The sequence below is a fragment of the Halomonas saccharevitans genome, assembly GCF_900116405.1.
Taxonomy (GTDB): Bacteria; Pseudomonadota; Gammaproteobacteria; order Pseudomonadales; family Halomonadaceae; genus Halomonas; species Halomonas saccharevitans.
Genome location: NZ_FPAQ01000014.1, coordinates 37,416 through 59,990, shown reverse-complemented (window position 1 = coordinate 59,990; position 22,575 = coordinate 37,416). Strand labels below are relative to the sequence as shown.

The 22,575-nt window shown below is 64.4% G+C and carries 26 protein-coding genes, 1 tRNA gene and 1 pseudogene; 13 read left to right on the top strand and 15 right to left on the bottom strand.

Features of this window, described 5'->3' with window-relative positions:
* Positions 1-77: 77 nt before the first annotated feature.
* Positions 78-1,784, top strand: coding sequence for a potassium/proton antiporter (locus BM388_RS08205; protein WP_089848994.1), 1,707 nt, complete (start codon positions 78-80; stop codon positions 1,782-1,784).
* A gap of 92 nt (positions 1,785-1,876) precedes the next feature.
* Here BM388_RS08205 and BM388_RS08200 read toward each other — a convergent pair whose 3' ends face one another.
* Positions 1,877-2,431: a YaeQ family protein gene (locus BM388_RS08200; protein ID WP_089848992.1), complete on the bottom strand. Its 555-nt coding sequence runs from the start codon at positions 2,429-2,431 to the stop codon at positions 1,877-1,879.
* A gap of 350 nt (positions 2,432-2,781) precedes the next feature.
* Here BM388_RS08200 and BM388_RS08195 point away from each other — a divergent pair, with 350 nt between their 5' ends.
* The 4 genes from BM388_RS08195 to BM388_RS18255 all read left to right on the top strand — a co-directional run bounded on the left by BM388_RS08195 (position 2,782) and on the right by BM388_RS18255 (position 6,181).
* Positions 2,782-4,074 carry a DUF6538 domain-containing protein gene (locus BM388_RS08195; RefSeq protein WP_089848990.1) on the top strand — a complete coding sequence of 431 codons (1,293 nt, stop codon included), beginning with the start codon at positions 2,782-2,784 and terminating at the stop codon, positions 4,072-4,074.
* A gap of 79 nt (positions 4,075-4,153) precedes the next feature.
* Positions 4,154-4,504 (top strand): hypothetical protein, encoded by a 351-nt coding sequence (locus BM388_RS08190; protein ID WP_089848988.1) that lies wholly within the window; start codon positions 4,154-4,156, stop codon positions 4,502-4,504.
* Positions 4,505-5,254: 750 nt separating this feature from the next.
* Positions 5,255-5,755, top strand: coding sequence for a ribonuclease HI (gene rnhA, locus BM388_RS08185; RefSeq protein WP_089848986.1), 501 nt, complete (start codon positions 5,255-5,257; stop codon positions 5,753-5,755).
* 27 nt (positions 5,756-5,782) lie between these two features.
* Positions 5,783-6,181, top strand: a complete 399-nt coding sequence (locus BM388_RS18255; RefSeq protein WP_089848984.1) for a helix-turn-helix domain-containing protein — start codon at positions 5,783-5,785, stop codon at positions 6,179-6,181.
* A gap of 284 nt (positions 6,182-6,465) precedes the next feature.
* Here the strand turns inward: BM388_RS18255 and BM388_RS08175 are convergent, their stop codons facing one another.
* The 3 genes and pseudogenes from BM388_RS08175 to BM388_RS17820 form a co-directional block, all read right to left on the bottom strand.
* Entirely contained in the window at positions 6,466-6,858 is a 393-nt protein-coding gene (locus tag BM388_RS08175; RefSeq protein ID WP_245781496.1) for a KilA-N domain-containing protein, read from the bottom strand.
* A pseudogene (locus BM388_RS18095) lies at positions 6,852-7,088 on the bottom strand (Rha family transcriptional regulator); the annotation flags it as partial. The gene BM388_RS08175 and the pseudogene BM388_RS18095, both read right to left, overlap by 7 nt.
* Before the next feature lie 402 nt (positions 7,089-7,490).
* On the bottom strand, positions 7,491-7,664 hold the full coding sequence (locus BM388_RS17820) for a hypothetical protein (RefSeq protein ID WP_175535060.1): 174 nt from the start codon (positions 7,662-7,664) through the stop codon (positions 7,491-7,493).
* 410 nt (positions 7,665-8,074) lie between these two features.
* Between BM388_RS17820 and BM388_RS08165 the strand changes: the two genes are divergently transcribed.
* Entirely contained in the window at positions 8,075-8,656 is a 582-nt protein-coding gene (locus BM388_RS08165; protein ID WP_089848982.1) for a recombinase family protein, read from the top strand.
* Positions 8,657-8,755: 99 nt separating this feature from the next.
* Here BM388_RS08165 and BM388_RS17560 read toward each other — a convergent pair whose 3' ends face one another.
* The gene (locus BM388_RS17560) at positions 8,756-9,382 is read right to left on the bottom strand and encodes a hypothetical protein (RefSeq protein ID WP_139233909.1); all 627 of its coding nucleotides are present in this window, start codon (positions 9,380-9,382) and stop codon (positions 8,756-8,758) included.
* 170 nt (positions 9,383-9,552) lie between these two features.
* Positions 9,553-9,643, bottom strand: a tRNA-Ser gene (locus tag BM388_RS08155).
* A gap of 122 nt (positions 9,644-9,765) precedes the next feature.
* Between BM388_RS08155 and BM388_RS08150 the strand changes: the two genes are divergently transcribed.
* From BM388_RS08150 to BM388_RS08120, 7 genes are all read left to right on the top strand, one after another.
* On the top strand, positions 9,766-10,236 hold the full coding sequence (locus tag BM388_RS08150) for an NUDIX hydrolase (RefSeq protein WP_089848978.1): 471 nt from the start codon (positions 9,766-9,768) through the stop codon (positions 10,234-10,236).
* Between the two features lie 79 nt (positions 10,237-10,315).
* Positions 10,316-10,990 (top strand): Bax inhibitor-1/YccA family protein, encoded by a 675-nt coding sequence (locus BM388_RS08145; RefSeq protein ID WP_089848976.1) that lies wholly within the window; start codon positions 10,316-10,318, stop codon positions 10,988-10,990.
* 69 nt (positions 10,991-11,059) lie between these two features.
* The gene (gene tusD, locus BM388_RS08140) at positions 11,060-11,452 is read left to right on the top strand and encodes a sulfurtransferase complex subunit TusD (RefSeq protein ID WP_089848974.1); all 393 of its coding nucleotides are present in this window, start codon (positions 11,060-11,062) and stop codon (positions 11,450-11,452) included.
* A gap of 22 nt (positions 11,453-11,474) precedes the next feature.
* Positions 11,475-11,855: a sulfurtransferase complex subunit TusC gene (tusC, locus tag BM388_RS08135; RefSeq protein WP_390882373.1), complete on the top strand. Its 381-nt coding sequence runs from the start codon at positions 11,475-11,477 to the stop codon at positions 11,853-11,855.
* Between the two features lie 23 nt (positions 11,856-11,878).
* Complete coding sequence (gene tusB / locus BM388_RS08130) at positions 11,879-12,169, top strand: sulfurtransferase complex subunit TusB (RefSeq protein WP_089848970.1); 291 nt, start codon at positions 11,879-11,881, stop codon at positions 12,167-12,169.
* A complete protein-coding gene (locus BM388_RS08125) occupies positions 12,169-12,522 on the top strand; it encodes a TusE/DsrC/DsvC family sulfur relay protein (protein ID WP_089848968.1) in 354 nt (117 codons plus the stop codon). The genes tusB and BM388_RS08125 overlap by 1 nt, the downstream gene beginning before the upstream one ends.
* 10 nt (positions 12,523-12,532) lie before the next feature.
* Positions 12,533-13,096, top strand: a complete 564-nt coding sequence (locus BM388_RS08120) for an acyl carrier protein phosphodiesterase (RefSeq protein WP_089848965.1) — start codon at positions 12,533-12,535, stop codon at positions 13,094-13,096.
* A gap of 57 nt (positions 13,097-13,153) precedes the next feature.
* On the opposite strand, the gene BM388_RS08115 is transcribed toward BM388_RS08120, so the two are convergent.
* The 9 genes from BM388_RS08115 to BM388_RS08075 all read right to left on the bottom strand — a co-directional run bounded on the left by BM388_RS08115 (position 13,154) and on the right by BM388_RS08075 (position 22,482).
* The gene (locus BM388_RS08115; protein ID WP_089848963.1) at positions 13,154-14,362 is read right to left on the bottom strand and encodes a molybdopterin molybdotransferase MoeA; all 1,209 of its coding nucleotides are present in this window, start codon (positions 14,360-14,362) and stop codon (positions 13,154-13,156) included.
* A complete protein-coding gene (gene moaB, locus BM388_RS08110) occupies positions 14,355-14,876 on the bottom strand; it encodes a molybdenum cofactor biosynthesis protein B (protein ID WP_089848961.1) in 522 nt (173 codons plus the stop codon). The genes BM388_RS08115 and moaB overlap by 8 nt, the downstream gene beginning before the upstream one ends.
* Complete coding sequence (locus tag BM388_RS08105; protein ID WP_089848960.1) at positions 14,873-15,196, bottom strand: DUF1244 domain-containing protein; 324 nt, start codon at positions 15,194-15,196, stop codon at positions 14,873-14,875. Before BM388_RS08105 ends, moaB begins: the two co-directional genes overlap by 4 nt.
* 93 nt (positions 15,197-15,289) lie before the next feature.
* Positions 15,290-16,351, bottom strand: a complete 1,062-nt coding sequence (locus BM388_RS08100; RefSeq protein ID WP_245781492.1) for a formate dehydrogenase subunit gamma — start codon at positions 16,349-16,351, stop codon at positions 15,290-15,292.
* Between the two features lie 10 nt (positions 16,352-16,361).
* A complete protein-coding gene (gene fdh3B, locus BM388_RS08095) occupies positions 16,362-16,976 on the bottom strand; it encodes a formate dehydrogenase FDH3 subunit beta (protein ID WP_089848956.1) in 615 nt (204 codons plus the stop codon).
* 10 nt (positions 16,977-16,986) lie between these two features.
* A complete protein-coding gene (locus BM388_RS08090) occupies positions 16,987-19,842 on the bottom strand; it encodes a formate dehydrogenase subunit alpha (protein WP_089848954.1) in 2,856 nt (951 codons plus the stop codon).
* A gap of 24 nt (positions 19,843-19,866) precedes the next feature.
* The gene (locus BM388_RS08085) at positions 19,867-20,070 is read right to left on the bottom strand and encodes a twin-arginine translocation signal domain-containing protein (RefSeq protein ID WP_089848952.1); all 204 of its coding nucleotides are present in this window, start codon (positions 20,068-20,070) and stop codon (positions 19,867-19,869) included.
* 77 nt (positions 20,071-20,147) lie between these two features.
* Positions 20,148-20,750, bottom strand: a complete 603-nt coding sequence (locus BM388_RS08080; RefSeq protein ID WP_089848950.1) for a TorD/DmsD family molecular chaperone — start codon at positions 20,748-20,750, stop codon at positions 20,148-20,150.
* Positions 20,751-20,754: 4 nt separating this feature from the next.
* Positions 20,755-22,482: a 4Fe-4S dicluster domain-containing protein gene (locus BM388_RS08075; protein WP_089848949.1), complete on the bottom strand. Its 1,728-nt coding sequence runs from the start codon at positions 22,480-22,482 to the stop codon at positions 20,755-20,757.
* Positions 22,483-22,575: the final 93 nt, after the last annotated feature.

Below are 22,575 nucleotides of genomic sequence, written 5' to 3'. Positions count from 1 at the left end.
TCGCGGGCGCCAACGAAAATCGCCGCGCTGGCCGTGACATGCGATACTTTGCGTTTTCGCAGCCAAGGCAGGCGGCCATGGATTCGATCAACAGTCTGTTCCTGCTCAGTGGCTTCCTGCTGGCCCTGAGCATCCTCGCCAGCCGACTCTCCTCGATGGCCGGCGTACCGCTGCTGCTGATCTTCCTGGGGCTAGGGATGCTGGCCGGCGAGGAGGGGCTGCTCGGCATTCAGTTCGACGACTACTCCCTGGCCTTTTCGATCGGCCACCTGGCGCTGGCCATGATCCTGCTCGACGGCGGCCTGCGCACCCGTCTCAAGACCTTTCGCGTCGGCTTTCGTCCGGCGCTCTCCCTGGCCACCTTCGGGGTCTTCATCACCGGCGGGCTGGTCGGCGTGTTCGCCATGTGGGTCTTCGACCTGAGCCTGGTGCAGGGGCTCCTGGTGGGCGCCATCGTGGGCTCCACCGATGCCGCCGCGGTGTTCTCGATGCTCAGTGGGCGCGGCGTCAACCTCAACGAGCGGGTCGGCGCCACCCTGGAGATCGAGTCGGGCACCAACGACCCCATGGCGATCTTCCTGACCCTGATGCTGGTGGAGGTGCTGGTCGGCGATATCGGTGGGGTGGGCGAGACCCTGCTCTTCCTGGTGCAGCAGTTCGGCCTGGGGATCCTCATCGGGCTCGGCGTCGGCTGGCTGAGTGCGCGGCTCTTGAGCTGGCTGGATCTGGCGCCGGGCCTCTATTCGCTGCTGGCCCTGGGCCTAGGTTTCTGTGTCTTCGGCCTGACCAGCGCCTTGGGTGGCAGCGGCTTCCTGGCCATCTACCTGGCCGGCCTGATGATCGGCAACCGCCCCGGGCGCCACCTTGCCTTCATCCTGCCGGTGCATGACGGTTTGGCCTGGCTTTCCCAGATCGGTCTCTTCCTGGTGCTGGGCCTGCTGGTCACGCCCAGCGAGATGATGGACTTCGCGCTGCCGGCGCTACTCGTGGCCCTGGCGCTGATCTTCGTCGCCCGGCCGCTGGCGGTGCTGATCGTCGTCAAGCCCTTCTTCAAGTTCCGCTGGCGGGAGATCGGCTTCATCGCCTGGGTGGGCCTGCGCGGGGCAGTGCCCATCGTGCTGGCGATCTTCCCGGTGATCGGCGGGGTGGAGAATGCCTCGCTCTACTTCAATGTCGCCTTCGCGGTGGTGCTGCTGTCGCTGCTGATCCAGGGCGGCTCGCTGCCGTGGATGGCGCGTCGCATGAAGGTGGAATTGCCGCCCACCGTCACGCCCAACCGTCGTGGCTCGCTGGGTATTCTCCCGGAGAACGACTATGAGATGTTCGTCTACGAGGTGGAGAATGCCGACCTCGAGGACGTGCCGATCCGGCTGCTGCGTTTCCCCTCTGGGGCGCTGATCTCGGCGCTTTTCCGCGAGCATGCCATGCTGCACCCCAAGGGCAGCACCCGGCTGCGGCTGGGCGACGTGATCTGCGTGATCGGCCGCACCGATGATCTGCCGGGGCTGAACCGCCTGTTCAATGGGGACGCCAAGCTCAAGCGCGAGCGTGCCTTCTTCGGCACTTTTACCTTCGACGGCGACGCCTTCATGCGTGATATCGCCGATGCCTACGGCCTCACCCTGAGCCCCGGCGAGCAGGACATGACCCTGGCCGAGTTCGTCTCGCTGCGGGTCGGCGGGCATCCCGTGGTCGGCGACGACGTGGATTGGCACGGCATCCACTGGGTGGTCAGCGCGATGGAGGGCAATCGCGTGACCCGAGTGGGTCTGCGTCTCTATTAAGCGCTAGGCTGCGCCTCCAATGAGGGCAGCCTGATGGATGCGTTCAAGAAGATCAGGGTCGACGGGGAGGGGCGAGAAGCGGGCTTGGCCGCTCACGCCTGCCGGGTCGCCGCCTTGAGCACCTCGAGGGTGACCTCGACGGCCTGCTCGCCGTCGGCGAGCCATACCGTGTCGTCCTGAAGGGTGGCGCTCAGGGTTATGGTCTTCGCCGCCATGCCGGAAAGCGTCTGCACCGTCTCCGGCGCGATGGCGACCACCGTCAGGTTGTCGAGGGTCGAGATCTTGCCGGCCAGTGCGTTCCACCAAAGCTCGGCGCCATGGCCGCTGTAGGTGTAGAGGACGACCTCGCCTGCTCGACCGCAGGCGCGTCGGATACTCTTCTCGTCGGGTTGGCCGAGCTGGATCCACTGTTCGATCTCCCCGGTGAGATCCTTGCGCCACAGGTCGGGCTCGTCGTCGGTGCTCACGCCGCGACCGAAGGCCAGGGCCTCGTCGGCGTTCAGTGCAAACGCCAGCAGCCTGACCATCATGCGCTCGTCGGTTTCCGAGGGATGTTGCGCCACGGTCAGGGCATGATCGGCGTAGTAGTGCCGGTCCATGTCGGCGACCTGCAGCTGTACCCGATGAATCGTTGCCTTCAGTGCCATGGCGAGATGGGCCTTTGTTGGGTGGCAGCCTTGCGGCGCAAGAGTGCGGGGTGATGCAGCCGGGCGTTTCCCAGTGGTGCCCCGAGGTGGACAGCGAGGAAGGGTCTCATGTTTCGCGCCCGGGCACGACGAGATCGTTGCGGGGCAATCCGCGGCGCCACCATCAGTGTGGTCTGTGCGCTGAAACAAGAAAACCAGCCGCGGTGGGCTGGTTTTCATCGAAAGGTGGCGGAGGGACAGGGACAATCCGCCAGATGCTCATAATCCATTGATCTCCAAGTCAGTCAATGCGTTACGTCTTTTTCATGTGGTAAATTCGTGTGGTAAATGCACCCTCGGGACGCCACGCCATGAGCCACCTGGAGAGACGCGCCAACCGCTGGTATGCGGTGCTGACCATCCCCAAGGACGCACGCCCCAAGCTGGGCGGCAAGATTCGCTTCGTGAAGAGCACCGGGACCGCTGACAAGCGGGTGGCCCAGTCGAGAGCCTATGCGCTGGTGGCTGAGTGGAAGGACCAGATCGCCAGGGCGCGGGGGAGTGAAGAGGAGGAAGGGTCGTTCCTCGACGGGGTGCTGGAGTATCGCCAGCAACTCGAAGACCTCCAGCGAAGCGGCCAGAGGCTCCACCATGAGGCTCTGTCCAGCGCCATCCTTGAGAAGGCCGAGAAGCTCGATGCTCAGGGCCGGGCCGAAGATGCCCAGCGGCTTGCTGGTGTGGCGCTCGGTCAGGAGACGCCCATTGAACCTGAGCTTCAGGAGTGGCGAGACGGTCTCCACCTCAAGCCCAAGACTGCCGAGCAGATGGAGAAGGACGCCAAGCGGATGGCGGCTCACTTCGAGGTTATCGAGGCCATCGGCCCGGAGAGCGTCAGGGAGTGGGCCAAGGTGCTCATGGCACCCAAGGATCAGGACGGCTATGGCTATGGCGTGTCCTCGGTCAAACGCTGCTTCTCAGCGGCCCGGAGTGTCTGGCACCACCTCCAAGAGACGGGCAAGGCACCAGCAGATCGCGAGCCCTTCAAGCTGCCATCCTTCGTCCAGCGTCAGGAGCGGGCAACCAGCGCCAGCAAGGCCCGCAACGGGGCGAAAGGCTGGAACGCCTTCGAGCCCGTCGATGTGGTCAGGCTGCGACGTGCTGCCATGGATGATGGCGACGATGCCCTGGCAGACCTGTTAGACCTCGGTATGTACACCGGGGCACGGATCGAGGAGCTGTGCTCGCTGCGCACGAACGATAGCTTCACGGACAGGCTCAGGATCACCGACAGCAAGACGGACGCGGGGATTCGGGAGATTCCGGTTCACTCTGAGTTGAAGCCTACCGTGGAGCGCCTCCTGGCTGAGTCCAGGGACGGCTACCTGCTCTCCGGGCTCACCTTCAACAAGTACGGGGACAGGTCCAATGCCATCGGGAAGCGGTTCGGTCGGCTCAAGGCCCGTCACGGCTTCGGCGCTTCCTACGTCTTCCACTCCATCCGCAAGACGGTGGTGACCCTGCTCGAAGATGCGGGCGTATCGGAGAACCTCACGGCGGACATCGTCGGCCACGAGAAGCCACGGGTCACCTACGGACTGTACTCCGGGGGCCACTCGCTGAAGAGCAAGCGGGAGGCAGTGGAGCTGCTGAGGTATCCAGGGTGAGGGGCCTTGCTCGATCTTGATGCCCACTGCCCATGGTGGTTACGGTCGGTTTGGAGACCACAGCACGCAGGGAGGCGCCATGGGACTCTTCACTCGCAACACGATGAGCCTTGAGGACATGACTCATCTTGTGGCATTTCTCACTATCACGACCATCGATGAGCGTTCCATAACCGGCCGCTGGATAGACGAAGACTTTCGTACCAACTTGGTCAACACATGGCTGGAAGAGCACAACCACAGGGCTTCACACTGGAAACTCACGAAGATTTCGATGGTGTCCGATGGGCTAGCCCGCAAGATGTTGTTTGAATTTCCCACTCTCAAACATGGTGTACACCGCCTCATCGAAGCCGACCAGAACGAGGTATACGCCCTCATCTTCATGCAGAGCGAGCAAGCCCTGCTCTTCAAGGGAATCACGAAGTAGTCCTAGATTATCGCCATGTGCGCCCGCTAACAGCCTTTCGCTTCCATGGGATGGGCATCCCTACCGCTCATCCCCTAGAACCTCTCACATCGCCGCACAGCGCCGAATCAATTACGGCCCTCTTCTGGAGAACCAAACCGTTCTCTGGGGACCGCTCTAAGAAGGCTCGGCATACTGCGACCGACTTCGGCGCCCCTGCTCACCGTAGCTTAATCGCCTTCGAGATGACGCTAGTAACTGCCCCGCCTGTCGGGGTGCTTGGGAACGCGGAGATGCTCGACGTAAGGACACCAGGGAGGTGGTAGCCCCTGGCGCAGTCCGGGCGACCTGTCGCGTCTGCGACGGGCTGTCTACGGGTAGCAGGGGACATCTAGAAGACTGGCACCTGCGCCCCTCCGTAGGTCCTTCTCTTCTAGTCCATCTGTAAGACGCACCCCATGAACACACCCGGCGCCATCGCTGGCGTTGTCATCGTCCATGATCCATCCATGACGAATCAGGACCGTGGACCGCTTCCAGTGCTCCCGGTCAGCTCCCCTTGCTGACCACCTATCGGCCTTCCCCTTGGGTCGACGTTCCGACACTCCCTCGCTGCTCGATGCGTGGGCGCGTGTCTGGGACACATCATCACCATCATCGCACCCAGCACATTCTCGAAGGCAGTCGGGCAGTCAGGCGGTATCGTCCGTCTTGCTGGTCCGCTTGGCTGAAGGGGCCGACTGTCTCCGACAATGAGGACGAACGATCACCATGGCTCAACCGACCACACCCACCGACGACACACGGCCCACCATCTCCATCTTCACGGACGGCGCCTGTAGCAACAACGGCCAGAGCAACCCGCAAGGCGGCTGGGGCGCTGTCCTGATGAACGACCGAGGACACCGCCTGAAGATCGCCGGGAAGCTCCAGGGCGACACGATCACCAACAACCGGGCCGAGCTGACGGCAGTCATCAAGGCACTGGAGGCCCTGAAGCGGCCCGCCTGTGTGGAGCTGACGACGGACAGCGAGTACGTCCAGAAAGGTGCCACCGATTGGCTGAGCGGCTGGAAGCGTCGGGGCTGGAAGACAGCCAGCAAGGCACCCGTCAAGAACGCCGACCTATGGCGCCAGCTTGATGCCCTGCTTCAGACCCACGCCGTCCGCTTCCACTGGGTCCGTGGTCACGATGGGCACCCGCAGAATGAGCTGGCCGACTCACTCGCCGTGGCTGGCGCTGAAGGCGCGTCGGTGAAGGAGTACGGATAACACGAGAACCTGAGAGCAAGGACAAGGATGGAGGACATGGCACACAAGGACACGCGATACTCCGGGGCCTCACGGAAGCCCGGACCGAAGCCCAAGGTGGACCGACAGGAAGTCATCCGGTGGCGCCAGCAGAACGGGGCCACCCGACGCGCCACAGCCGAACACTTCGGTATCAGTGACACGCAGGTAAAGACCATCTGGCGAGAGGCTGGGCTGTCCTACACGTCCACCGTGCCTTCCGGGGCCACGCCCAAGGCTGACTCGAAGACGGTCGCTGAATGGCGCCGGACCCGGCAAGCGTCCATCGTCGAGACTGCACGTCACTTCGGCATCGGGAGAACGACGGTGTGGAGGGCCTGTCGGGCGCATGGCGTGGACCTTAGCCATCGCTGGGAAGAAGGCAAGTTCCGCCGTACACGACGCTAGAGAGGCATTCATCACCATGACCATCGAGGTTCACACCGTCCGCCACCTCAAGGGCGCCAGCCCACGGACCAAGCTCCATCACCTCTACAAGACCGTCTGTCGGCGAGGGATCAATGTCCATCTGACCAAGGATGACATCCACGTCACGCCCGCTGTCGTGTCGATCCTTCTCCAACGTCGGCCCGAAGACCTCGACCAGGGCGACTCACAGGCCCTCCGTGTGCTGCTCAGTCTGAGGCATGACCGAGAGACCAGCCCTTGCCTTGCGCCAGCGAGTGAAGTGTTCAAGGCGCGGACGCAGGACATGGAGGCAGCGGCGAGCCTGTTCTATCTGATCGTCGGTCAGGCTGCGGCTGAGTGACCATGGCGTCATACGCACGGATCACCTTCAGGTGGAACGCGGGGCTGATCCACATGGCATAGGCGTAGACCAGCTCCTTGACGACGAAGGTGCCGCCGTAGCGACCACGCTTGGAGTTAATTGCGACGATGTTCGCATTTTCGACCTCGGCCACCAGCGCCTTGACTTGGTCGGTCTTCATCCACTCGCCGGGGCGGTGCTTCGGGTCACCACCGGCTGCCTTGTGGAGGTCGTTGAGGTTGAAGCGGCCTTCGCTGTCCTGGCGAAGGACTGCGGAACCTTCGGTTGGGCTACCTGCTGCTCCAGCTCTTGCCAGCGGTCCACCAAGCGAGCGGTGAACTCCGGGGAAAGCTGGGCGACGATCACATAGCTGTCGCGCTGGTTGACGTGGAAGGTCTTGGTGATTCGGGTACGTCCCATCGCATCGGTTGAGGGTTCGTCCTCAATTTGAGGATGGACCGTTCCATGGGTAGCCAGCATTTCGATGGTGCGCTTCACGTTGTCGTGTCGCTTCTCGACCACCTCCGCGATCTCGCGGCTGCTCATGGTCATCTCGGTGGTGCCGCTCTCTCGCGAAATCTGGCAGCCTATCAAGGCGTTGGCCCTGCCGATTTACCACATAGCGGCGCTTCCAGGGGCCACACTGAGGGATTGCCACGGTGGCGGGGAAAGTAGACACACCGGGACTTGATCTACCCGTGTCGCCCTGACTCCGTATGTCCCTCTCTGAGCTAGTGGAACGGGACTCCGGCGGGACTCCTATGGACCCACCCCCGGCCATTTTGTGGCGCACATCTGAGCCGGTAATTAAGTGTATATAAGGAACGCGCTTCCCCGGTGCCCGCCCCCGAGCTGGCGCATGATGGCGGCTGGAAGTCGATCTTCGAGGCACCCACGGGGGGATGAATGACGAAGGCACCCACCCCCACCATGGCTAAGCGTCAGCCTCTACATCACCGGGTCATGCTTGGCATCTGCCCAGCGATCCAGGGACAGACCGCACTGATTCCATGCCAGTAGCCCGACCATCGGCACCCGCAGGAAGACATCTCCCGCAACCAGCCTGACGATCAATCCCATGATGGTCAGCTCCATGCCCCAGCGTGTTAACTCGATACGCATTGCTTCGGCTCCTTGCTGTCTGGTGGTAGTCCTTGACGCCCTCGATGAGCGCCAGCAGCGGGCACGCTACAGGCCATGACGATAATGAGTAAAGCACTGATTATGAAGGAAATAATCCGCCACCGGGTCTGATTCGGAAAGGGATAGATTGGCTCCTCTCAGGCTGCCCACGCTGACTGACTCCCGCTGAAAACCGATGCACCAGAGGATGGATTCGAGACGGATGGCCCTCAACTTGAGGAATACCGCGATAGTCTTGTCTGTTGCCCTACTGCCCTAGCTCAAAGAGTGTACCTTGTGGCCCATGCTGTGGGCTGGCGCTCAGAGTGGCTCATAGCTGTTGATTTTTAATGATCCATGCCCTACATTGTGAGCCATACTTAATGAGCCACGGTGAAGGAGCAACCGACATGTCAGCCACCATCGCTTACGTCCGCGTCAGCACTGAGGACCAGTCCACCGACACACAGCGAGCCACCATCGAGGAACGCCACAAGGTCGACCGCTGGTTTGTCGATGAGGCAACCTCCGGGGCCATCAAGGCGAAGGACAGGAAGGGGCTTGGGGAGCTACTGAGTTACGTCCGCGAGGGAGACACCATCATTGTCTATGCCATCGACCGCCTGGGCAGGAACACCATCGACGTGCTGGAGACGGTCGAGGCGCTCAACGCCAAGGGAGTAGCGGTGCTGTCGCTCCGTGAAGGCTTCGACATGAGCACACCGATGGGTAAGGCGATGCTCACCATGCTGTCGGCGATGGCCGAGCTTGAACGCTCCAACATCAAGGAACGCCAGATGGCTGGCATCAAGCGGGCCAAGGCTGAGGGGAAGGCCCTCGGCAGGGAGAAGGTTATAATTGATGAGGACGTGGCCCATTGGCGCCAGGAGAACAGCGCCAGCATCAGGGCCACGGCGGAACACTTCGACATCTCACCGGCATCTGTGAAGCGGGCCTGTCGGGTAGCCAAAGCCAGTGCCATCGATAGATAATGAGAATCTATCGACAAGAGTAAATCGATAGCTATAACTCACAAGCTCCATCCGTGCGGTGGGGCTTATTTTTGCTCGCTTGGTGCCTTCGAGTAAGTGTCAGGCTAGCGCAGCGGCTACAGCCATGATCCCACTTTTGTACTTCCCGATGATCTCTGCATAGTCAGCTCCCTTGCGCATAAGGCTGTCCAGCTGCTCGCCGATGGTTGAGGGGTCAGGCCGTGAGGCTTTCAGTGCGTCGATTTCATGCTCAAGATCAGCGAGACGCTGGGGGTCTTCTACCTTATCCCGCAACTCTGTGCGGAGAGCTTCAAGCTGGGGCTCTATGGCATTGATAACGGTTTGCGAATTGTCGTTCGAATGCTGGTAGACACGTCCATGATCGCCATTGAAGTTGATTGTTACGCTTCCAGGTGGCGTCGGAGGTATCTGATGGTCGGGTGTAGAAACAGACTCAGACGTCCTGCGGGCATCTTCTCGATGCACTTCAGCCTGGAAATGAGAAGGAATGAGTTTACCGCTACCTTGCTTAAAACCTGGTTCATCCACTACGTACCTCTCATGACCACCTTGCGGCATCTCACGCAAGAGGATGTCTCCCACTTCTATTAGGTGCGTAGGAGCGGCGAAGATGATTCCTTTATCAACCGTAGCCTGTACCGGCCCAAGCTGCTGGCCGTCAGCTTTTTCAATGAGCACTTTGTCCCGGTATCGAGGTTTGTGCATGTGGCCTCCTTGCTGATGGTGTGCTCATCCAAATTAGCACGTGTATCAGGCGGGGCGTACACTCAGTAAGGAGGACAGGAGGGATGTGGTAAACACATGTGGTAAATAAGCGAAAGGGCATGTCCTCTAAGCTCTTGATAAGCCTCGAAAACATGCCCTAGAAGTCGGAGTGGCGGAGGGACAGGGATTCGAACCCTGGGTAGGCTATTAACCTACGCCGGTTTTCAAGACCGGTGCATTCAACCGCTCTGCCATCCCTCCGGCTTACGGATGCGTACTCTACCAGTTTTTATTCGCAGGTCAAGAGCCTATCTGGATCAGGGTGTTAGCCCCCGGTTCAGGGGTGGGGCACAATGCAAGCACGACAATTGCTGGAGACTTCTATGCCTGAGCGATCAGCCCGTACCCCCGTACGTCCCATTCCCGCGGTGTCGGCCGCGGTGGTCAGGGGTGGGCGCATCCTGATGGTCAGGCGACGCAATTCCCCTAACGCGGGCAAGCTGGCGCTGCCCGGCGGCAAGGTCGAAGCGGGGGAGAGCCTTCTTCAGGCTGCGGCCCGTGAGCTTCTGGAAGAGACCGGCGTGCTGGCCGAGCCGCGGAGCATCCTGACCGCTCTCGACGTTTTCGATTACGACGGAGAGGGTTCGCTTGCCATGCACTTCGTCATCGTGGTGGTCAAGCTGGAGTGGCAGGGCGGCATCGAGGCGGCCGCGGACGATGCCACGGCGCTCTGTTGGATGGACATGGCGGCCCTCGAAGACGCCGGAGAGGAGGTCTGCGACTCCGCGGCGTGGGTGGCGCGGCGGGTCCTGGAAGATACCGCCGCCGCGGAAAACGCGTTGAACCCTGGCTAGCCGGGCGCTTGCGTCGGGAACATTCTGGCTGCATCCTTAGTCTAGTGCCTAGACCAATCATATAGGGAGCTTCGGATCCATGGCTTATCAAGAGACGCAGACGACACGTCAGCAGACGCAGTCGCAGTCGGTCGGTACCAGCAAGGTCCTGCGCAACACTTACGGCCTGTTGGCGATGACCCTGCTGTTCTCCGCCGTCACGGCGGGTGCCGCCATGAGCATGGGAATCGAGCGGATGAACATCTTCGTGTTCTTCATCGGCGCCTACGGCCTCATGTTCCTGGTGCATAAGACCGCCAACTCCGCGATGGGGCTGCTCGCCACTTTCGCCTTCACCGGCTTCATGGGCTTCACGCTCGGCCCGATCCTGAGCGCCTACCTAACACTGCCCAACGGTGCTCAGCTGATCATGACCGCACTGGGCATGACCGGCGTCACCTTCGTGGGGCTCTCGGCGGTAGCGCTGATCACCCGCAAGGACTTCAGCTTCCTGGCCAACTTCCTGATGGCTGGTGCCATCGTACTGATCCTTGCCATGTTGGCGGGTATCTTCTTGCAGATCCCGGCGCTGTCGCTGATGGTCTCTGCCGGCTTCGTGCTGTTCTCTTCGGCGGCCATCCTCTACCAGACCAGCGAGATTGTGCACCGCAGCGGCGAGACCAACTACATCCTCGCCACCATCACGCTCTACGTGTCGATCTACAACCTGTTCATCAGCCTGCTGTCGATCCTGGGCATCATGAGCCAGGACTGACTCCAGCGCGGTATCAGCATCATCTGGCCCCGCCAACCGGCGGGGCCAGGTCGTTTCAGGAGGACCTTCATGCGCTACGCCATCCTGCTGATGGGCGCTCCCTACAGTCATCAGGCCAGCCACTCGGCCCTGCGCTTCGCCCGTGCCCTGGTGGCGCGGGGCCACCGCCTCGAGGCGGTATTCTTCTATCACGACGGGGTGCACAATGCCGCCCGTCTGGCCGCCCCCCCGCAGGACGAGCCACACTTGGTGGATGCCTGGGCAGACCTGTCCCGCGAGCACGAGGTAGCGTTACAGGTCTGCATCGCCGCGGCGCTGCGTCGCGGTCTTCTCGACGAGCGCGAGGCCGCCCGGCACGGCAAGGACGGGATCAGCGTGGCGGAGCCCTTCGAGCTCACCGGGCTCGGCCAGCTGATCGATCTGGGGACGCGCTGCGACCGCCTGGTGACCTTCGGTCCCTGAATTCCTGGCATGTGATGGAGCCATGATGCACGAACACGATGACCCACACCGCGACCTGCTGGTCATCCTGCGCCACGCGCCTCACGGGAGTAGCTGGCTTAAGGAAGGGCTGGACGCCGCGCTGGTCGCCGCCGCTTTCGGGCAAAGCGTTTCACTGCTGTTCATGGGGGAGGGCGTCACGGCGTTGATGCCCGGGCAGGGACCCGGGCCGCTCGAGCAGAAGGGGACGGCCGCGACGCTTGCGATGCTGGAGATGTATGATATCGAAACCCTGCTGGTGGACGCAGAGACGCTCTCGGCGCTCGGTCTCTCGGCCGACGAGTTGATGCTCGACGTGACGCCCGTGCCGGCCGCGGCCATCTCAGAGGCACTGTCTGCCCACCGCCTGGTGTTGACCTTTTAGCCCGAGTCGCGAGGAGAACCTGGATGCTGTTGCATGTGGTGAACCGTTCCCCGGCGAACAGTCGGGTCTATGAGCAGGCCCTGAGCGCTATGGGGCCAGACGATGTCCTGCTGCTGATCGAGGACGGCGTTCAAGGGGCGCTGCCCCAGCTGGTGCGCTACTACGCGAAGATCGAGGGGCGACTCTTCGCCCTCAGGGAAGACCTGGAGGCCCGCGGGCTGTTGGGACGCTGCGCGGAAAGCGTGCAGGTGGTCGATGTGGATGGCTTCGTTACCCTGACCGAGGAAGCCGAACGGACGGTGAGCTGGTACTGATGGCTTCTACAGAAATATACCGTTATCTATTCTTGAATGACAATCAATATGCCCTGGACCCTGAGAGCTATCTAATCGACATGACGGATTGGTCGCCCGAGGTCGCCGACGCCTTGGCTCGCGAGGAGGGCATCGAGCTGACCGAGGAGCACTGGGAAGTGCTAAACGTGCTACGCGACTTCTATGCACGCTACGAGATGGCCCCTGCCATGCGACCCCTGGTCAAGGCGGTGGGCAAGGCCTTGGGGCCCGAGAAGGGCCGTTCGATCCACCTGATGCGACTCTTCCCCGGTAGCCCCGCCAAGGTGGCGGCTCGCCTGGCCGGGCTGCCAAAGCCCACCCACTGTCTATGATCGGCGAACCGTGAACTTTCTCGCCCATGGTTGGCTCGCCCGCGGCGGCGGTGACGACTTCCTGTATGGCAACCTGATCGCCGACGGCGTCAAGGGCATCGACCTCTCGGCCTGGCCGACGGCAACGGCGGCCGGCATCCGCCATCACCGCCGGGTGGACGCCTTCGTCGATGGTCACCCGGTGGTCGCCGACGTACTGGCGCGCACACCGTGGCCGCAGCGCCGATTCGCCGGTATCGCCCTGGATCTGGTCTGGGACCACTTTGCGGCTCGCACGCTCGGAGGCGACGAGCGACGCCGGTTGACTGTTCGCTGCTACCGGCCACTGTCAACCGCTCCCGCCCCGGGCCGGCTGGCGGGGATGGTGCCCGTGCTGGTGGAGCAGGACTGGCTCAACCGCTATGCGGACTTCGACTTTACCTGTCGTGCCATAGAAGGCATCGGGGGGCGGCTCTCCGGCCCGAATCGCCTGGCCGAGCTGGTGCCCTGGCTCGAGGCGGACTACGTCCGCCTCGCGCGCGATTTCGAAAGGCTGTGGTCGGCCGTCAATGCCGAGCTCGGCGTGCCGGCCTGAGGCCGGGCTCGTGCGGTTCTTGATTGATCCTCGCTCGACCCTCGGTCCAATCGGTTCTCAATCGACCCTGAGCCACAGGCAGTCGAGGCGATCGCCCGGCTCGATACGGGTCTCCGCGGGGATCACCGCCAGGGCATCGGCGCTGATGCACGATGACAGCACCCCCGAGTTCTGGTCGCGAAACGCCCGAGCCACGATGCCGTCGTTACCCAGCTCCAAAGTAACGCGCATGTAGTGGCGGCGCGGACCGGTTCGCGTGGCGAAGTCGGCGCGCGCTGGCAGCCGGGGCAGCTCTGCCAGGGCAGGGCAGGCCTGCAGGGCCCCCATCAGGGGGCGCAGGAAGAGCCAGGCGCCGACGAAACAGGACACCGGATTGCCGGGCAGGCCGACGAAGCGCACGTCCCGGCCCGCTGGTCCCGGCAGGCGCCCCAGCGCCAGGGGCTTGCCCGGGCGAATCGCCAGGCGCCACAGATCCAGCTGTCCCAGCGATTCGAGCGCCGCCTTGACGTGATCCTCCTCGCCGACGCTCACCCCCCCGGTACTGATCACCAGGTCGGCCTCCAAGGCCGCCGCGGCGAGGGTATCGCGTGTGCCCGCGGCATCGTCCGGCACCGAGACCACCCGCACCAGCTCGGCGCCGAAGCGCTCCAGCAGGCGTTTGAGCATCGGACGGTTGGAGTTGTAGATCTGTCCGTCGGAAAGCTCCGTGCCCGGATCGACGATCTCGTCGCCGGTGGAGAGCAGCGCCACCCGAGGCCGGCGCCGCACCACCACCTCGGTGATGCCCTGGCCGGCGAGATGTCCCAGGGCCGCCGCCTCCAGCCGTTCACCGGCGGGCAGCAGGGGCGCGCCAACCGCCACGTCACGGCCGCGACGGCGGACGTTGTCGCCCGCCGGGAGATCCGCCGGGATAGCCGCAATGTCATCCTCGTGTGTCACGCGCTCCTGCATCACCACGCAGTCGGCACCCGGGGGGAGCGCGCCGCCGGTGAAGATGCGTGCGCAGGTGCCCCGCGCCAGCGGCGTCGCCACCGAGCCTGCGGCAATGCGCTGGGCGATGGGCAGCTGCTGACCCGCATCGTCGTGATGCAAGGCATAGCCGTCCATGGCGCTGTTGTCGAAGGCAGGCACGTCGAGGCGCGCCTCGATCGCCTCGGCGAGCACGCGGCCCGCCGCCTCGTCGCAGGGCACGGTCTCGCTGGTTGTAGGAGCGACGCCCTCGAGCAGCGCCGCCAGGGCCGTCTCGACGGGGCTCAGCTTATCCATGCTGACCCCGCTCGGGGATGACGAGATTGGCAAAGTTACACGGCTTGTGACGGCTATCGAGCTGCTCGGCCAGGATGCCGTCCCAGCCGGTACGACAGGCGCCGGTGGAGCCGGGCAGGCAGAACACCACGGTGGCGTTGGCCAGCCCGCCGAGGCAGCGGCTCTGCACGGTGGAACTGCCGATCTCCTGCCAGGAGAGGTGGCGAAAGAGCTCGCCGAAGCCCTCGATCTGCTTGTCGAGCAGCACCGAGACCGCCTCGGGCGTGGAGTCGCGCCCGGTGAAGCCGGTGCCGCCGGTGGTCAGGATCACCTGCACCTCGTCGTCGGCGATCCAGCCAGCCACCACGGCGCGGATGCGATAGACGTCATCGGGCACGATGCGCTTCTCATGCAGCCGATGTCCGGCGGCCGTCAGACGCTCGACCAGGGCCTGACCGCTGCGGTCGGTCTGCTCGTTACGGGTGTCGGAGACGGTCAGCACCGCCACACTGAGGGGGATCATCGATTCGCTCATTCGCTGGGCGCCTCCTGCTTGGCGGCCTGGCGCGCCGCGAAGGCCGCCTGCTGCTCGGGGGTGGCCTCCTGCTGATATTTTGCCTTCCACTCGTCATAGGGCATGCCGTAGACGTGCTCCCGGGCGCCGTCGTAGTCCAGCTCAACGCCACGCTCGTCGGCGGCGGCCACCATCCACTTGGAGAGGCAGTTGCGGCAGAAGTCGGCGAGGATCATCAGGTCAATGTTCTGGACCTCCTTGTGCTCGTCCAGGTGGCGCAGCAGGCGGCGAAACGCGGCCGCTTCGAGTTCGGTGCGTGTGGCGTCGTCGAGATGTGGCATCGTCTCTCTCCGGTGGTCGGAATGTCTGTCGAATCAGCTTAACAAAAAAGACACCGCCCGAAGGCGGTGTCGTTAGTCGTTTCGAGAGGTGGCTCAACCGGAGCGGGGCGCCGGTTCGTCGCCCTGGGGTGCCTGCCGATGCTCGGCAAGCTGATCCTCGGGAATCGCCTGATCCTTGACCTCGTCGTACCAGAGATTGTGGTGCTCCTTGGCCCAGCTCTCGTCCACGTAACCGGTGGTCATGCCCTCCAGCGACCCCTCGGTGCCGACGGTGCCGATGTAGATATGTCCCAGTGCCACGGCCGTCAGGCCCAGGGCCCCCACGGCATGGATGATCCCGGCCCACTGCATGGTGTCGCGTCCCTGCCCGTAGTTGGGAAAGTCCAGCACGAAGCCGCTGGCGATCACGGCGAGGCCGGCGGTAGCCAGCAGCCAGTACCAGACCTTTTCGCCGCCGTTGGCGAAACCGGCATCCGGATGCCCCTTGCCGACCAGGCCGCCGCCCTTGGCGAACCACTGCAGGTCGTGGGCCTTCGGGATGTTGTGGCTGAGCAGGCGCAGCAGCAGGATCACCAGCAGGATGCCAAACAGCGGTCCCAGGTAGTTATGAATCAGCTTGGTGCCCGACATCATCGCCGACCAGGCGCCGTCGCCGAACAGCGGACGCAGCAGCGTCTTGCCATAGGCGAGGTTGAGCCCGGTGATAGCCAGCAGGATGAACAGCGTCGCCACCGTCCAGTGCAGGGAGCGGACGACCAGCGACCAGCGCAGCAGCTTGCGGCCGGTACGCGGCTCATCGAGATGCTTGCGCCCCACCATCAGGTAGAACAGCACGATTGCCGCCATCATGCCCAGCACCGCGATCGCCCCGAACGGGGAGACCCAGCGCTCACGGATCTGTCGCCAGGTCTCGCCACTGGTATTTACCAGGTTATAGGTGCTCTCGGCTCGCGAGTCCCGGTAGTTGGGTCCCGTCTCGCCTTCCTTCACCTGCCGCCACAGCTCGGCGTCCACGGCGGGGACGGCGAAGGCCGCCTCCCGGCCGGGGTCGGCCTGCTGTGCCAGGGCCAGCTGGGACAGCACCAGCCCGGTCAGCAGCACCAGCAGCGTCAGGAGCCGCCGAGCGGCCCCCGGGTGCGTTATCGACATGCTCATGGTCGCCTCCTTACCCCTGCTGGGTAGCATCGTAGGCCAGGGAGTCGGCGTCGGCGCGGGGATTGCCCGACCAGCCGCCATCCTTGTGGCCGCGCTGGACGACGCGTTGGCGGAAGATGTCGGCGACCTCCTGGGCATCCCCGGCCAGCAGTGCCTTGGTCGAGCACATCTCGGCACATAGCGGCAACTTACCCTCGGCGATGCGGTTGGCGCCGTATTTCTGGTACTCCTCCTCCTTGGTCTCCGCCGGGCCGCCGGCGCAGAAGGTGCACTTGTCCATCTTGCCGCGCTCGCCGAAGGCGTTCTGCTTCGGGAACTGCGGTGCGCCGAAGGGGCAGGCGTAGAGGCAGTAGCCGCAGCCGATGCACAGGTCCTTGTCGTGCAGCACGATGCCGTCATCACGCTGGTAGAGGGTCTCGGTGGGACAGACGGCGATGCAGGGCGCATCGTCGCAGTGCATGCAGGCCACCGAGATCGAGACCTCGCTGGGTTCGCCGTCGTTGAGGGTCACCACCCGGCGGCGCTGCACGCCCCATTCGACCTCGTTGGCGTTCTTGCAGGCGGTGACGCAGCCGTTGCACTCGATGCAGCGCTCGGCGTCGCACATGAATTTCATTGTGGCCATGGGATTCTCCTCAGCTTGCCTTCTCGATGCGACACAGGGTGCACTTGGTTTCCTGCATCTGGGTCACCGAGTCATAGCCATAGGTGGTGGCGGTGTTGGCCGCCTCGCCGAGCACATAGGGGGCCGAGCCTTCCGGATAGCGGTCGTGCAGGCTCTCGCCCTGGAACATGCCGCCGAAGTGGAAGGGCATGAAGACCACCTCGGGGGCCACCCGCGGGGTGACCAGCGCCTTGACCCTGACGCGTCCACCCTCGGCGCCCTCGACCCACACCATGTCGCCCTCAGCGATGGCCAGGTCGTTGGCGAGTGCCGGGTTGATCTCGACGAACATCTCCTGCTGCAGCTCGGCCAGCCAGGACATGGAACGCGTCTCCTCGCCGCCGCCCTCGTACTCCACCAGGCGCCCGGAGGTGAGGATGATCGGGTACTTGCCGGTGACGTCCTGCTCCTGGATGCTCCGATAGAGCGTCGGCAGGCGGTAGTGCGAGGTCACGTCCGGCCAGGTCGGGTAGTCCTGCACCAGGTCGCGACGGCTGGTATAGAGCGGCTCGCGGTGCTTGGGAATGGGGTCGGGAAAGGTCCAGACATTGCACCGCGCCTTGGCGTTGCCAAAGGGAGCGCACTCGTGGGCAATGGCCACGCGCTGGATGCCGCCCGAAAGGTCGGTCTTCCAGTTCTTGCCCTCGGCCGCGGTCTTCTCTGCGTCGGTCAGCTCATCCCACCAGCCCAGGTCCTTGAGCATGGCGGCGGTGAACTCCGGATAGCCGTCCTCCAGGTCTGAGTCCCGGCTGAAGACGCCGTCGGCCAGCAGATTCTCACCGTCGCGCTCGATGCCAAAGCGGGCGCGGAAGGTGAGGCCGCCTTCGGAAACCTTCTTGCTGGTGTCGTAGAGGATCGGCGTGCCGGGATGGCCCATCTCGGCGGTCCCCCAACAGGGCCAGGGTAGCCCGTAGTAGTCACCGTCGGCGGGGCCGCCCTCGGCCTTGAGGTCGCGGAAGCTGAAGGTGTGCCAGTTCTGCTGGTGAGCCTTCAGGCGTTCGGGACTCTGGCCGGTATAGCCCACGGTCCACATGCCGGCGTTGAACTCGCGGGTGATATCCTCGATCAGTGGCTCGGTGCCCTCGACCTTGATGTTCTTGAACAGCTCGTCGCTGAAGCCGAGCTTTTGCGAGAGCAGGTACATGATCTCGTGGTCGGGCTTGGACTCGAACAGCGGCTCGATGACCTGATCGCGCCACTGAATGGAGCGGTTGGTGGCGGTCACACTGCCGGTGGTCTCGAACTGGGTAGCCGCGGGCAGCAGGTAGACGCCATCCTGACGGCCGTGCATGACGCCGGCCACGGTGGGGTAGGGGTCGACGATGACCATCATCTCGAGCTGCTGCATGGCCTTTTGCATCTCGGGGCCGCGGGTCTGGGAGTTGACCGCATGGCCCCAGTAGAACATCGCCTTGAGTCGGGTGCGCTGGGAGATGTCCTCCTCCTGCTCGAGAACGCCATCGATCCAGCGTGAGACGGTGATGCCGCTGGAGTGCATCGGCTTGCCGTCGGCGTATTCGTTCTGGTCGAAACGGCCCTGGAGCCACTCGTAGTCGAGGTCCCAGACGCGAGCCCAGTGCTTCCAGGCGCCCTCGGAGAGGCCGTAGTAGCCGGGCAGCGAATGCGACATCAGGCCGAGGTCGGTGGCGCCCTGGACGTTGTCGTGGCCGCGGAAGATGTTGGCGCCGCCGCCGGATTTGCCGATGTTGCCGAGCGCCAGCTCCAGGATACAGTAGGCGCGGGTGTTGTTGTTGCCGGTGGTGTGCTGGGTACCGCCCATGCACCAGACGATGCAGCCCGGACGGTTCTCGGCCAGTCGGCGCGCGGTATCGCGCATGGTCTCTTCCGCCACCCCGGTGATGTTTTCCACCACATCGGGCGAGAAGGCCGCGACCTCCTCGCGCACCTGGTCCATGGCGTAGACCCGCTGATCGATGTACTGGCTATCCTCCCAGCCGTTCTCGAAGATGTGCCACAGAAGGCCCCAGATGAAGGCCACGTCGGAACCGGGACGGATCCGCACGTAGCTGTCGGCCTTGGCGGCGGTGCGCGTGAAGCGAGGATCGACGACGATGATCTCCGCCTGGCTGCGCTCCTTGGCCAGCAGGATGTGCTGCATGGCGACCGGGTGCGCTTCGCTCGGGTTCGAGCCGATGAACATGATCGACCGGCTGTTCTGGATGTCGTTGAGCGAGTTGGTCATCGCCCCGTAGCCCCAGGTATTGGCGACTCCGGCCACGGTCGTGGAGTGACAGATGCGCGCCTGGTGGTCGGTGTTGTTGGTGCCGGCCAGGGCGGCGAACTTGCGCATCAGGTAGGCCTGCTCGTTATTGAACTTGGCCGAGCCCAGCCAGTAGACGCTGTCGGGTCCGTGCTGCTCCGACAGCGCCAGCACCTTGTTGCCGATCTCCTCGATGGCATCCTCCCAGCTCAGACGCTGCCACTCTCCACCGACCAGCTTCATGGGGTACTTCAAGCGACGGCTGGAGTGGCCATGCTGTCGCAGCGAGGCGCCCTTGGCGCAGTGGGCGCCGCGGTTGATGGGGTGGTCGAAGGCCGGCTCCTGCTTGGTCCAGACGCCTTCCTGTACCTCGGCATAGACGCCGCAGCCCACCGAGCAGTGGGAGCAGACGGTCCGTTTTGTTTCGACCGGGGCATCGGACCAGGCGGTCTTCTCGGCCGCCTCGGCACGCTGCATCATCGGTGCGCCCATGAAGCCGGCGGCGGCGAGCCCGCCGGTGGTAGCCCCGCTGCGCTGCAGGAACTGGCGACGGGAAATGCCCAGCCCGCTGGCCCTCGGCGACTCGGATTTAGGTGTCAAACGCATGGCTGCTCTCCTGGCTCGGGGCCGTCAATCACGCAGGGTGGCGTAAAAGGCTCGAATATGGGGCGTTTCCCGGTACTCACGAGAAGGCTCGCTCTGCGGGGCTTCGGGCTTGGTATCGGCCTGGGCCAGGGTGACGTGGCCGACCGCGGCCGCCGCTCCGGCGGCCGCGGTGCCGACGCCGAGGGTCTTGAGAAAACGCCGCCGCTGCGGGTTGCGTGTGCTGGACATGGGGATCTCTCCTGTGTCTGCCGTCGGGCCCTGACGGGCTCTGTCGTTATGGTGCTGTCACGGTGTGCAGTGCGGCGTCAGGGTTCGACGATCCGCACCGGATGCTGTTGAGTCTGTGCCTCGAGGCGTCGCCCCTCCTGCTCGATGAAGGCCTGACCGAGCTGCCCCAGGCGCGCCTGGAAGAGGGTGTCGACCCGGCCGAGGTCGGCGAGGCAGTCTGCGGCCCAAGGGGCGAGATGGGCCATGAAGAAGCGGGCCTCTTCCGGTGAGCGAGCCTCGATCAGCATCGCCATCACCTCCGCCAGCGCGGCGAGGTGGTCCTCGGGGTCGTGGCTGTGCTCGGCGCGCTGGAACCCCAGCGCCTTGAGGTCCCGGCGCAGCGCGACCAATGCTGCGTCCATCAGCTCGCCGTTGCGGTACCAGGAGGCGTACGGCGTGACGTCGCCCTGCACCACCCCGATCAGGTGGCGGAAGTGGGCGCGTGCCTGCGCCTCGGCGGTGGTGTCGCGCGCCGCCTCGATCAGTGCCCCCCAGCGCTCGGCGAGCAGGGTGCCGTCGGCCTCGACCTCCAGTGCCGCCAGCCAGTCGAGCAGCGCGGCATCAGGGGCCTCGCGCAGCAGCCTGGCTAGCAGCCGGTAGACATCGGCTCGCAGCGCATCGCTTTCATTCAGCTCGTTCATGCGGTCATACCTTCAGCTGCGATTCGGGGTTGCGGGCCATGTCCTGCCAGACGTCCTTGACGCGACAGTCTTCGCACATCTCCAGGCGGGCCAGGGCGTCGCCGGCGAAGTAAGGGTGGTTGGCGAGCTTGGCCTTGATGGTCTCAACGGTGCTGACGGTGGCGAAGGGCTTGCCGCAGCGGATGCACGGGAAGGCGGGCTCCTCGTGGCGAACCTCGCGCTCGCCGCGCTGGGCGTCGGCCAGGAAGCCAGGGTGCAGGGTGATCGCCTGCTCCGGACAGGCCTCGGCGCAGAGCCCGCACTGCACGCAGTCGGCCTCGCGAAAGCTCAGCATCGGGCTTGCGTCGCCGGCGGCCAGCGCCGGCGTCGGGCAGTTGGACACGCAGGCCATGCACAGGGTGCAGGCGTCGCGATCGACCACGATGTCGCCATAGGCGGCGCCGGATGGCATCCGGTGACGCTGGCCGTCGGGGGCTCCCAGGCTCGCCAGATGCTCGAGCACGGCGTTGAGCCGACGGCGCTTGTCATGGCCTTCCAGCACCGGCGGCGCCTGCGTCAACGGCGGTTCGAGTGGAAGGGCGTCGCGGGCCGCCGCGTCACCGTCCGCGAGGACGACGATGCGAGTGGCCGAGTGGCCGAGGGCCATTAACAGGGCGTGCGCCTGGGCGAGCTGGTCGTCGATGAAACGGGTCAGACGCTCGGGCATGCGCGAATGGCGCTGGATTCGGACCTCGGCGGCGCCGGCGGCCAGAGCCGTCAGCCACTGATCGTGACCGGCGGCACCGAGCTCTTCGAGAGGTACGTCGAGCACATGGCCCGCCGCTTCTTCCTCGGTCTCCAGGTCGCTCGCCTCGGCGAAGCGCACCACCGGCGCCGTGCCGCCGGCCTCGCGGTAGGCGGCGAGCCAACCCAACAGGGTGTCCTGTTGGCGGGCGGTCTCGGGCAGGCGAAACTGGATGGCCCCTGTGGGACAGGCGCTGCTGCAGCTGCCCACGCCGTGGCAGCGGAAGGGGTCGATCTCGATCCACGCCTCGATGCGGCCCTGGTGGCTTTTGACGGCATCGGCGGGACAGACGTCGAGACAGCGGGTGCAGCCCGTGTTGCCGCTGCTGGCATGGGCGCAGAGGTCGTTGTCGATCTGGAAGTAGCGCGGCTTGTCGAATTCGCCGACCAGCCCGGCGAAAGCCTCGAGACGCTCGTCGCGATCAGCGTCCTGCCAGTCCATGGCGACGTAGCCGGGCGGGGGGAGCTCGAGGGTGAGGGCCGGCGTCGCAGCAAGGTCGAGGATCAGATCGAAATGCGCGCGCTCGGCAAGCGCCCGGGCGAGATCCAGCACGCCGTCGCCATCGGGCACACTGACGCTGAAGTGTCCCAGATAGCCCTCGATGGTCAGTGCCCGCGCCTGGGCGCGTGACAGCGACTGGCAGGCGAGATCGGCGGTAGCGGCGAGCAGGGCCTCATATTCTTCATCACTGCCGGCGTCGCCGCCGGCCTCTTCATGGAGGGGGGCGGTGACCAGCAGGACGGGAGTCGCGAGACCCTTTGCCATCAGGGCGCTGGCGGCACGCCGCACGCTGCGTTCGTCACCGAGAATCAGGGCGTGGCCGTCACTCTGATAGCTGACGCGGGCGGGGCTGAGATTGACGGGCCAGGAGACGCGACGTCGTGCGGCTTCTCTGGCCTGCCGGTTGCGGTCGTCGTCTACCGGCATCAGTTCGATGTGCTGGTTCATGCAGTCTCACGGTTGCGTGCGTGCTGTGGGCGCCTTATCGGTTTTTTTATTGGCTGATCATCAAGTCTTGGTCGAATTTGCAAAGCTTGCAAA